General features: G+C 42.6%; 5 protein-coding genes. 1 reads left to right on the top strand and 4 read right to left on the bottom strand.

The window, feature by feature from the left end; genetic code table 11:
* Nucleotides 1-208: 208 nt before the first annotated feature.
* Nucleotides 209-3838 (bottom strand): NosD domain-containing protein, encoded by a 3630-nt coding sequence (locus KDK67_RS08720; RefSeq protein ID WP_250868408.1) that lies wholly within the window; start codon nucleotides 3836-3838, stop codon nucleotides 209-211.
* Between the two features lie 91 nt (nucleotides 3839-3929).
* Nucleotides 3930-7226, bottom strand: coding sequence for an outer membrane protein assembly factor BamB family protein (locus tag KDK67_RS08715; protein WP_250868407.1), 3297 nt, complete (start codon nucleotides 7224-7226; stop codon nucleotides 3930-3932).
* 253 nt (nucleotides 7227-7479) lie between these two features.
* On the opposite strand from KDK67_RS08715, the gene KDK67_RS08710 reads away from it, so the two are divergent.
* Nucleotides 7480-7659: a hypothetical protein gene (locus KDK67_RS08710; RefSeq protein WP_250868406.1), complete on the top strand. Its 180-nt coding sequence runs from the start codon at nucleotides 7480-7482 to the stop codon at nucleotides 7657-7659.
* A 353-nt stretch (nucleotides 7660-8012) separates the two neighbouring features.
* Here KDK67_RS08710 and KDK67_RS08705 read toward each other — a convergent pair whose 3' ends face one another.
* A complete protein-coding gene (locus KDK67_RS08705) occupies nucleotides 8013-9746 on the bottom strand; it encodes an outer membrane protein assembly factor BamB family protein (RefSeq protein WP_250868405.1) in 1734 nt (577 codons plus the stop codon).
* An 83-nt stretch (nucleotides 9747-9829) separates the two neighbouring features.
* Complete coding sequence (locus tag KDK67_RS08700) at nucleotides 9830-11722, bottom strand: outer membrane protein assembly factor BamB family protein (RefSeq protein ID WP_250868404.1); 1893 nt, start codon at nucleotides 11720-11722, stop codon at nucleotides 9830-9832.
* Between the last annotated feature and the right edge of the window lie 196 nt (nucleotides 11723-11918).

Genomic DNA, 11918 nt, shown 5'->3' with positions numbered 1-11918 from the left:
TCGATACGATAATTCCATATCTATTTTTCAATGTATCACCTTAAATAACGTTTTATTCTACCTTCAGGTCCGTTCTCTGATGGAAATAAAATATAAAAGAAGGATGAAAGAAGGGATCAAAGGAAATTTGAAGATCATTTATTCATTTCCCTATTTCTTCTTTCACTGACCTTCTTTTTTACAAATTCTCTTTTGTTCTTTCCTCTCTTCAGACCAGTTCAAACAGGTCCACGATATCGTCGAAGTCGGTCCTGCCGTTACCGTTGAAGTCAGAGCACTCCACAGGCATATTTGCCCCGATCCACTCTTTATTGCTGAAGAAAACCTCGACATCCACAAAGCCAAACTGACCGTCTCCGTTCAGGTCTTCATAGCGCCCGTCACCGTTAAGGTCCTGTGGTGAGACTGTCTTACCTCGAACAGGTGTCATGGTCACTTCAAGTGCTCCTGTTGAGAGAGTTGTATCGATCGCAGTACCGGAGTCATCGTCCAGTCCTTCAACACTAAGGGTAAGACCGGTTAATCCAAGATCCTTTCCTGAGACTGTAAGAGTTGCAAGTACAACGTCTTCGGCTCCTGCCTCTATCTGGCTGCTGCCGTCAAGGGCCGTCAGGTAGATGGAAGTTCCTGGCATAGAAGAGTTCTCAACGATCGAAGCCCATACAGGGTACTCGACATCCACGATCTCAGCAACGGTCGGATCATCGATCACAACGCTCAGGTTGTAACCGGAAAGGCCTGCAGGGAATACGCTTGCCATGATCTGGATCTCGGTTTCCTGTCCCTCGATCACAGAAGCATCTCCGGGGACAAAGGAGGGGGTAAATTCAATCGTGTTAGTTGCTGCATCCCATGCGCCCATGAGTGGGTAGTTGTCAGTACCAAACCCTGTGTGCACAACTGGTGTATCACCGGTACCTTCTCCGGCATATGCTCCTGCATAGTTGTCGTAGTAGTTACCGAGAGGTCCGTTGTATGTAACGCCCTGGAATGTATAATCCATAGCGGGTGACTCGAATGTTGCATTGCCGGGATCCACACCCTTATCAACCATATCACTGTTGCCAATGAAATTATTGAGGTAAATGTGGTAACCAGATATATCATTCTTAAACTCAATTGTAGGACTACATGAATCAAATGTGTTCTCAGTGATTACTACATTGACACCCTCCGACTCCAAACGTAGACCTGGTGCACCTCTAAAAGTATTACCATTTACATAAGCCTCACAAGGAGACTTAATGCGCAATACACCTGCAAACGTATTGTCCAGTATCTCAATACCGGTACCCTTTATAGCAAGACCTTTACTGTACCCAGAAGTAGCATCCGTGAAAGCATTGCCCTGTACCGTACAGTTCTCACCATCAATGGAATTCTGCAAACCAGCAAATGTATTGCCCTTGATTGTAGCATTGGTCAAGGTTTGCAGGTACCCCTTACTTTGTAAGTCATTATTCTCAATTACAACATTTGTACACTCCTTCACATACGAATAATCGGTAGATACACAATCCTTCACGACTAGATTTGTACAACGATACACATAGAAACGATTGGTAAAGACACAATCCCTTAAGACCACATCAGAGTGGAAATCCCCATACAACGACAGTCTCGACATGGTCACATTTTCAATTGTAAAATTGTCTCCTTCGTTAAAACGTATTTCTTTGTCGGCAATATTAACAACATCAGCACCGTCACCAATAATTGAGAGACCATGATCCAGATAGATACGAGACTCATCTGACTGCAGATAATAATTTCCTGCATGCAGGTAGATTGTGTCGCCGGTAAATGAATTTTCAAGTGTTGCTGCCAGGTCATCACCATCGTAAAGGTGGACAACGCTGTCATGTGTCAAACTAATATCGGTTTGTCCAACTACCGCGGAACGGATAGAAGTTCCTAATGGCGAGTTCTGATCAATATCAACTTTACCAGATAGCTTTCCAGTAACTGGATGATAAATAGCTGTGCCAGCACCGGCGTCTGATGTTAGATTATAGACAATTGTTACGGTAGAATTGGTCGGCAATCCATTTATAGGACCAAGCCATTGATTTTGAGCTGCATTATAGACCCAACCGGCACTGTCGACTTCGGCAATAGTCCATCCAGCAAGGATATCTTCATCCAGAACCAGATCCTCAACAGTTTTGTCCGGACCTGTTGTAATCTCTACAGAAACTCTAACTGTATCTCCTGCCATGACATCATTTGTGTCAAAAGATCTGACCGCAGCCATCTCATCTGTTGCAGGCACAATAAATTCAATCCTGCCATTTGTCGCATCCCATTCACCCATCAGTGGGTAGCTGTCATTCCCAAGATCCGGGTGTACAACAGGTGTGTCACCAATACCCTGTCCGGCATGTGCTGCTGTATAGTCGTCGTAGTAGTTACCGAGAGGTCCGTTGTATAGAACACCCTGATAAGTATAATTCATATCTGGTGATTGCCAGTCGGATTCTGAGTTTACGAATACATCGATGTCCGTACAGATTACATCAACATTTATGAAATTGTTGAGGTAGATATTACTGCGGCCTCCGCCCAAACTGGAGCTGCCATCAAACCGAATTGCTTCGGCACATGTATCAAACGTGTTCCCAGAGATAGTATTGGTAGCGCCGTTTTCTCTATAAATAGCGGGTGCTCCTCCGATGAATGTGTTGCCAGTTACTTCAACATTGCCGGGTATGATAAGTACACAGCCGTTTGTGATGTAATTGTTACGGAAAATGATGCCAGCTAGGTTGGAGTTCAACATGCACGGTCTAGCATTCCCACCAGTCCCAAGGCCTGTAATTGTATTATTCTCGATTATAACAGTCTCTCCGGGTGCAAACTCCATGGACCCACTCATATAACCAAATTCATTGTTTCGGATTATACCTGTAGAGGAAGTAGAAAGCATTAATTTACCTGAAATATTACAGTTCTCCACAATAGCTGATCCACTCACAGCCACCTCTGGCATTACACAATTACCCACATACGCTGTCCCATCATCCTCGTAAATACGGATAGCCGTATCTACTGTATCAAGTACGCAGTTGTTTATGTAGGTTTCATTATTAACACGAGAAGCGATACTCATATTCGATAAAGTTACACCTTCTAGTGTGAAAGAAAATGCATCAGAATCGATGCTTATCTCGTTTTCATTAACATAATAAAGTGAAACCTCGCCAGGTCCATCTCCTATAAGAGAAAGTGACTTGTGAATATCTAAATACGAACCAGCAGTATAATCGTAACAATCGTAGCTTCCTGCGTGCAGATAGATGGTATCTCCATCTAGTGCAGCAGCAACAACGTCTGGAAGACTGTCTCCATCGTAAACGTTAATGCTACTGGATTCTACAGTAATATCTGTCGCTCCGGCTACTGTGGAACTAGTAGGAGTTCCTAATGGTGGGTTGGATACAACATCGTATGCACCACTTACAGTTCCAGCTACTGAGTAAGTACCAATATCTCCTGAAGCTGGCGTAAGGTCATACACGATCGTTACGGCAGAACCGGCTGGCAATCCACCCATAGGACCAACCCACTGGGAATAATCTTCATTTTTGGTCCAACCTGCACTGTCGACCTCGGTAAGGGTCCATCCAGCTGGTATATCCTCTTCCAGGGCCGGGGCGTCAACTAATGTCGAAGTTGTTATGTCTACGGTTACTCTAACCGTTTCTCCACTTGCGATAGTGCTTGTGTCAAATGATCTGATCGCAGTGATCTCGTCTGCACCAAGTGCAGGAGCTGCAAGAACTGTAATTGACAATAGAGATACTATCAAAAGCAACCCAATTATTTTCATTGATCTCATTACTTAATTCTCCAATATTTTTTTTGTTTTTATTCATTTTGCAAAACATTGTGAGATCCGAAAAAATCCGGATCTTTATCACAATGCAGCATTACAAGGGCGCATTATATTTCCAATACAGGATCATATTCTGAATATCCTGAAGAGTTATCACGTGCCCTGTGCCCGGGCTTGGAGTGTTGTACTTCCAGTAAAGAATGGTATTCTGGATCTCATTGAGTGAGATCATCTGGCCGTCTGCTGAAGGAATATCATTCCAGCAGTTCCAGTCGCCTCCGATGCAGTAAAGATAACCTGCATCAGTGCCATAGTACACTTTACCGTCAGACAACGCAACGCCCTGAAGCACATATTTATCATCAGAGGGAGGATTATACTCCCAGATGAGCTTGCCATTTGTGTTGATACAGAACAATGAACCATTCACTGTTGCTGCTGTAAAGTAGATGTATGGGGTTTCCGGATAGAAAGTTGAGAGGACAGGAGAGGATTTTACGCCTCCATTCGTTTCAAACGCCCAGATCTGCTGGCCGTCAATGTCATTTACACAGACAAAAGCACCTGCGTCCCCGTGTTCACCAGTACCCACATACACCTTATCATCGTAAATTACCGGTGTGGATGTGCTAAAACCAACCATGCTACTCCATCCATTATCGATGAAAGTGCCTGTGGTATTATCAAATCCAACCTTCCAGAGGTAACCTTCATCGTTACCCTTTTCTGAGGTACAATAGATGTATCCATCATTATAGACCACGGAACCTCTGAACCTTCCGGGAGAACTCACAGCAAACCCGACATCACTGCTTAGGTCTACTTCATCTGCTACTGTTCCGTTTGCTGTGTAAAGACTTACAAGAGTACCTTCCTGTACAGGATAGGTAACATAGTCCCCTATCACGGCAGCACCGGCCCAGATGAAACCTGCGCTATCATAATGAGCATGTTTCCAGATCGGATTGCCCAGGTCATCATAACAATACACGTACTTTGTACCGGCAGCTGGTCCCAGTCCGTCCGCAATATATATTCTGTGATCGTGGAATGTCACAGGATTTTCAAAAAACTCGTCAGAAACATGTCGTTTCCACTTCTTCTCACCGGTATCTGCATTAAACGCATACAGATCGCCTCCACGAGTGGCCACGAACACATTTCCCCCTCCGTAAGCAGGAGTTGAAGTCTGCAATAACCCTTCTTCGGTCTGACTTATCCATAGAAGATCACCATTATCTTTCCCATAGCAGCATAGTGATCCACTGGAAGAATAGATGTATACTTTATCATTTGCAATGATAGGTACCACGTCTACAGGACCATTAAAATCGTCCTTTTTCCATATAAGGTCCGGTGTATCATCAGATGGACCATAATTTGCGTTTACTCCATTGTTCAACGCATCCTGTTGGAACTGTTCCCAGTCACCGATTCCGGGAGAGGGTATTACGGTAGGTGAAACCCCGAACACAATTCCATTCGTATTAGGTCCCTCACAAATTAGTGCATTGTTTGATTCCCCGCCGGAAAGACCTTTTACTTCAGGTGTTTCGTTGTAGATATCAACTGTAACATTCATTATGTTATTACCCCTACCCACATATTCAGTAAAGTTAATTGTCAGGCTTTCACCCGGCTCAATTGATGGAATAACAATGTCTTCCGTGGGCATGTTAACCTTCTCCACCCGGACCGTACACGGGTTTGAAGCCTTGTAACCACGATTTTCTATCACTGCAGGTATCTTATATTCTTGTTCGGTGTAAACACGTTTAAAGAAGGGAAGCGGTACAAGATCCGCATCAGCATCAATGACATTGAGTGACTGAGATCTCTGGTTGTTTGAATTATCCATATCGGTACTTGTGGTTTCCGCAGTCACAGTAATATTGTAATCTCCTTCCGTGGCCGGTGTCCACAAGAAATCGATGTTTTTACTGAACCCACCACCTATACCAATGGTAGTACTGTCCATCAACGAACCATCGATAAGCAGAGAAACAGTAACATCACCTGCATAAGAGGAACCGTCATTTGCTACCGTAGCAGTGACAGTGTTTTCAAAATTATAGAAAGATGTAGATGCGAGATTCAGTACATTAAGATCAACAGTATCGACACCTCCGCCATAACAGTACACCTTGCCATCATCATCTATGGTGAAAACCTTGCCATCAGATATTGCAGGGGAAGCACCTCCGTGTTCTCCCTTCCAGACGATCTCGCCGGTGTATGCATCCAGAGCAAAGAGGTTTTCATATCCAAAGCGCATGCCGCCGGTTCCGACATCTTTGCCTGCATAGACCTTACCGTCTGCAACTGCAGCTGAATTGGTCCAGGAACCAATGGCAAGATCGGGGTCAGTTTCCCATACCAATTCACCGGTGGTACCGTTGAAACAGTAGGTCGTCTGTTTACTCATATACCCACCCGTAACGTAGACATTACCATACGCAGGGGTTATTGTACAATCTGTGGACTTTATTACATTTTCATTGTTCCAGAGTACCTTGCCTGTATTTGCATCAAGAGCATAAATGTCTCCACCCTTGCCATTATAGAAATCATATGTAGCAACATACACGATTCCATTTTCAACAGATGCAGTACCCCAAAGTCCGTTTTCAAAATCAAATCTCCAGATCTCATTGCTCAGGTCATTTGCATCCACGCAGTACAGATAGCCTTCACGAAGTGCACCACTTTCATTGTGATATTGGTAGCTGACACTTGTAAGGTAGAGCTTACCATCATAATAGGTAGGCGACCCTTGTGCTCGTGGTCCCTGACGTCCTGATTGGAATACCTGGAAACTTCCAAGGAGTTCACCTGTCGTTTCGTTACGTGCGTAATAATAACCACCCTGCCAATCCTCGAAAAATACTTTTCCATCTGCAATTGTGGGTCCTCCATTACAGGATGATTCACCGGTAGGGTTCACCTCTTCCCATAACTTTTCATGTGTAACTGCATCAAAACAGGTGACAAATTCTCCCATTGACGCGAAGACCCTGCCGTCATTGTATGCAGGAGATGCCCATGATTCCCACGCGCGATCGCCGATCACTTCACTCCAAACAACCTCACCTGTGTTCACGTCAAGAGCAATCAAATTGGTCGTCCCTAAGCTTTGAACATCGCAATTAACAAAAACCAAATTATCTGCTATTACGGGAGATGATGCACCGATAGCTTCAATTCCGGGACTCACCCACAAAATATGATTGTTGTCCGGTGCATCAGCAGTTGTAATTCCTGTGTGTGCAGCATCCTTGTGGAACTGATGCCAGGAATCAGATGTTGTTTCTTCTGCCATGGCTGGCGAAATGAGCAATACTAAACTCAAAAAAACGATTGGAATTATTATTCTTTTCATCCTTTTGTTCATTGATAATAGCCTCCTATGTCTCAGATTTTTTAATATAATGTGAAATTAATTTTAACTATAATGCTAAAATACCAAATATTATCGAAAGATTTTATTACAACCCCTTTCCATTGTAGGTTTTAATTGCTAGCTTTTTATATACTTAAAGTTATTGATGAACATAATTTATGTTAGTATTAAAGATAACCTCATATATACTACATATATATTCATATTAAAATTTAAATGCGAGTCTGTTTATTTTATATTTGCTATGGCAAAAATTTATATAGATGAACCTGCTCATCCTGATAATAAAATCCAGCTAAAAAATGATGAACGGTTTACTAAACCAAATTTTAAACCCAAGCTTGACCGGTTTGAGCCTTTTTCAAAAAGAATGTCTTTTCTTTTGCCCATTTTTTACTTCTTTTTGCCAGAAAATTCTATTTGATAGTTTCAATAAATTACCCGTTATAACCATCTTATCTTTTAAGCTATTAAATAATATCTATATGGATACTGGTATATGTGGTAAAATAATTCACCTTTTTGCAAAAGAGAATTTTGAATGATACTAAAATAATTGCTAGATCTAGAGTATAACAAATTGTTACAATTTGTTTAGTAGCTGTTATTCTTCATTCCGGATATCTTTGCAAGAGGTAAAATCAATGAAAACAGAAATTATAATAAGTATAGCTGTAGTTGCACTCCTCAGTGCAATGATAGTTGGCGTCGCAGCAGCAGAGCCAAAAAAAAGGGAATAATCGAATAACCATTCCCTAATTCAATTGTTGCCATTCCTTACATCGGATTTCCATGGCGGAAGGCATTATACATATCGATCACGTTTGTTAGGTCGATAGTAGCTCCGGTTTCCGGCGCAGGTGTTCCGTTCCTGAAACAGTTGTATGCATCGATAACCTCTGTTAAAGTTATGTATGTCCCATCTGGCAGTCCTTCTGAATCAGGATCGTTCCATGGGTTCCAATCCGCTTCCACAGCAATGTAGTCAGTTTTTGAGAGGATATTGTTACCGTAGACATTACTAACGTTGAGGGTCACGGTATAAACGCCGGGAGCATCATAGTAATGTGTCGGGTTTTGATCAGTGTGGTCAATGATACCGTCATCATCCATGTCCCAGCTCCATGTGGTCGGATAGTTCGTTGAATGATCGGTGAGATCAACAGAAAGTGTGTCATATCCTGATGTGGGATCTGCAGTAAAATCCGGCATCGGTGCTTCGTGTGGAGCTTCTTCAAGACAATAAAGATATCCTCCATCTGTTCCAAAAAAGACCTTCCCGTCAGATATGGCAGCTCCCTGCAGGATATATCCATAGTCATCAGGTGGATTGTACTGCCATGCAAGCTGGCCGTCCTGATCTACACAATAGAGGCTACTGTTAGTCTTTGCTCCTGTGAAGTATATGTAGGTTTCATTTTCCTGTATTGATATTACAGGTGAACATTTTACTCCTGCATCTGTGGGGTATGACCACAATAGGCTCCCATCCGATGCGTTAAGACATGTGAGGTCGCCTGTATATCCGTGCTCTCCCTGACCCACATAGACCTTTCCATCGTGTACTACCGGGGTTGATGTGCTGAAACCTCGCCTGATGCCCCATCCATCATCGATGAAAACGCCATTTACAGGGTCGAATCCAACTTTCCAGATATAACCTTCTGTGTATGTATCTTCTGAAGTAGTGTATATATATCCGTCATTGTAAGAAACCGATGCTCTTATCCTTCCCAGATCGGATCTGGAGAATGAAAGGTCTGTTGTAATATCCACTTCATCGACAAATGTTCCGTTAGTCCTGTAAAGGCTAACAAGCTTTCCTTCATGGGTTGGATAGATCATGTAATCTTCCACAATGGAAGCACCACACCAGAGGAAGCCTGCAGTATCATTGTTTACATGTTTCCAGAGCAAGTTTCCTTCGTCATCATAACAGTAATAATATTTTGTGGAAATTCCACCCTTAAGCCCATCTGCAACATATATGCGATGGTCGAAATATGTCACAGGACATGCAAAATTCCCTTCTGTTACTGAAACGTTCCAGAGTTCGTCACCGTTAGAGGCATTAAAAGCGAACAGGTAACCGTTGTTGTAAAGATCGTTCACAGCAACAATGACCTTTCCGTTTCCATAGGCCGGGATCGATGTTTGAAGTGATCCGTCCTTTGTTTCTGAACTCCAGACAAGGTCACCGCTGGTCTTATTGTAAGCACATACATTTCCTCCTGATATGAGTATGTATGCCATTTCATCCGTTATCACCGGGCTGACACTGACGGCGGATTGTGGTGGATTAGTAGTTCCTCTCCATAATACTACCGGGTCCGAATAAGGTGCAGAAGAGTATGTAAAACCTGTTTTCAATGCATTATGCTGGAACTGTGTCCAGAAATCATCAGGATCTTCACCTACTCCGTTTGCTGATACCATTGACAATGTTGAAAGTAGAAGTAAGGCACAGAAGCTCAAGGCCTTTAGATGAGATATTTTCAATTTTATTGTCATTGTTTGCCACCACATTTTAAAAATGGGAAATAAGGATAGTCATATAACTATCCTTTATTTCATAGCTGTATTTTTCAGCACTATCACATTGGAGTTCCATTTCTGAATGCGTTATAGAGATCTATCACTTTTGTAAGGTCGATAGAAGCTCCGGTTTCAGGTGCAGGTGTTCCGTTCCTGAAACAATTGTATGCATCGATAACCTCTGTTAAAGTGATGTATGTCCCATCGGGTAGTCCATCTGAATCAGCATTGTTCCATGGGTTCCAGTCTCCTGCTACTTCACCAAAAGCATATAGTGTAACGTCTGTGGCTGGTCCTCCGATAGAGTAGACAACTCCATCAGCAATGGCTGCAGTTGCTCCTGCATTAGGAGATTCCCATACCATCTCACCTGTAAATGCATCCAGTGCAACGAGTCCGTTCTGTCCCATGTAAGATCCGGATGGCTTTCCAATGAATACCTTTCCATCAGCCACGGTAGGTGAACATGTCCAGTCCCCGATTCCGTTCATTTCTTTAGTTGTACTCCAGATAAGTTCTCCGCTAGTAGCATTGAAACAATATGTCTGGCTTTCAGAAAATCCAGAGCAACCACCGCTTACATACAGGTTACCATAAGCAATTGTTGGTGCATTGTCTGTCCTCTGTATGGTTGCATTCCATATCTGGCTACCATCAGTTAAATTCAATGCGAATAATGCAGGGTTTGAATCTCCATAGAAATCATATGTGGTCAGGTAGACCATAGAATATCCATAGGAATCATAATCTCCCAAGGTATAATTTGTGAGTCGTGTGGTCGGGTGGCTACTATCAGAAATTGAAGGGCTTCCACAAAGATTACCGGTGGTCGATGGATTTGTTATGTTCCACAAAAGGTTTCCGTCCATGTCCAGACAGTATACCTCATTCCAGCCTGTCAGAACTATCTTACCATCAAATATCGCTGGTGTGGATTGAGCGTTGCCGCTGACAGTATAGTTCCAGAGTTCGTTACCTGTGTTCTCATCAAGACAATAGTAGTGGTTTCCATCCCAGTCACTGCAGATCACTTTACCTTCTGCTATCGCAGGTCCTCCATTACATGATGCGCTTCCGGTAGGGGTTGTGAAATTCCACAGAATATTACCGGTGGCAGCATCGATGCAGGTTGTATCCTGTCCGGTTGAGGTGAATACTTTCCCATCATCATAAGCTGGTGATGACCAGGATCCCCATTCAGCAACATCGATGGTTGCATTCCAGATCTCTTCTCCTGTATCTTTATCAAAAGCAACAAGAGCTCCAGTTTCGCCGAGTGGGTTTCCATACATATCAATCTCTCCAACACAATTTGCAAAGACCTTTCCCTCTGCAACAGCTGTTGATGAGCCTGATATTATTGACTGATTTGCGTCTAGAGGCTTGGCTGACCAGAGGATGTTGTTCGTATCTGGAGCACTACGAAGTGAGGATCCTGTATGTTGTGGACTATTTAGGAACTGGTTCCATGAAGTTGGGTCACGATAGGTAATAATTTGGGTATAGTCTCCACCAGTTGGGGAACTACAGTCAACTTTAAAACCAAAACATTTCTTATTTTCCAATTCAGAAAATGGTATTATGACCTTGTATGTGGATCCTTCAGTTTTATAAGGAATTTCTATGTATCCATCGTCAATGGGTCCTTCAATCAGACGCATAAACCCATTCATAAAAGCAAATGAACCCCAATAGTCAGCACCAAACGTATAGGACCAATCCGTCTTACCTGTAGAAGAATTCATATCAAGATCGAATTCGGGTTTAAGGTTCATATACGCACTAGTATAAGGTCCATTTTCCATTTCAATATCAATATAAAGATCTTCTGCCGTGTTACCCATGTACACATTAACGATCTCGGAGTCTGAATCTCCGCTACCATCTCCAGCACCGTCTTCTATTACTAAATACATTTCCGGATTTTCTGCTACTGCTGTGCTTGCAGTCATTATCAGAATAGCTATGGCTATTCCAAAACAAAATAGTTTGCTAAATTTTTTAAATATTTCAATCATATTTTAACCGTTCCTCAGCTGGCAGAAAATACTGTTTCGAGAATTAAGGTTTCAGCTTTAGAACTTAGGAGATTGTGTAAATTACTGCCTTCGTCTACTAACTTTGAACGCATTTGTTACACAGTTTTCG

Origin of the sequence: Methanococcoides seepicolus, assembly GCF_023684405.1 — an archaeon.
Lineage (GTDB): Archaea > Halobacteriota > Methanosarcinia > Methanosarcinales > Methanosarcinaceae > Methanococcoides > Methanococcoides seepicolus.
Note: the sequence above shows the minus strand (reverse complement) of the source record. Positions and strands in the feature narration are given on the sequence as shown.

What these genes read in the sequence shown, in the direction of transcription:
- KDK67_RS08710 (WP_250868406.1), top strand. Translation starts at nt 7,480, where the DNA reads ATGGCAAAAATTTATATAGATGAACCTGCTCATCCTGATAATAAAATC.
- KDK67_RS08715 (WP_250868407.1), bottom strand. Translation starts at nt 7,226, where the DNA reads ATGAACAAAAGGATGAAAAGAATAATAATTCCAATCGTTTTTTTGAGT.
- KDK67_RS08700 (WP_250868404.1), bottom strand. Translation starts at nt 11,722, where the DNA reads ATGACTGCAAGCACAGCAGTAGCAGAAAATCCGGAAATGTATTTAGTA.
- KDK67_RS08720 (WP_250868408.1), bottom strand. Translation starts at nt 3,838, where the DNA reads ATGAGATCAATGAAAATAATTGGGTTGCTTTTGATAGTATCTCTATTG.
- KDK67_RS08705 (WP_250868405.1), bottom strand. Translation starts at nt 9,746, where the DNA reads ATGACAATAAAATTGAAAATATCTCATCTAAAGGCCTTGAGCTTCTGT.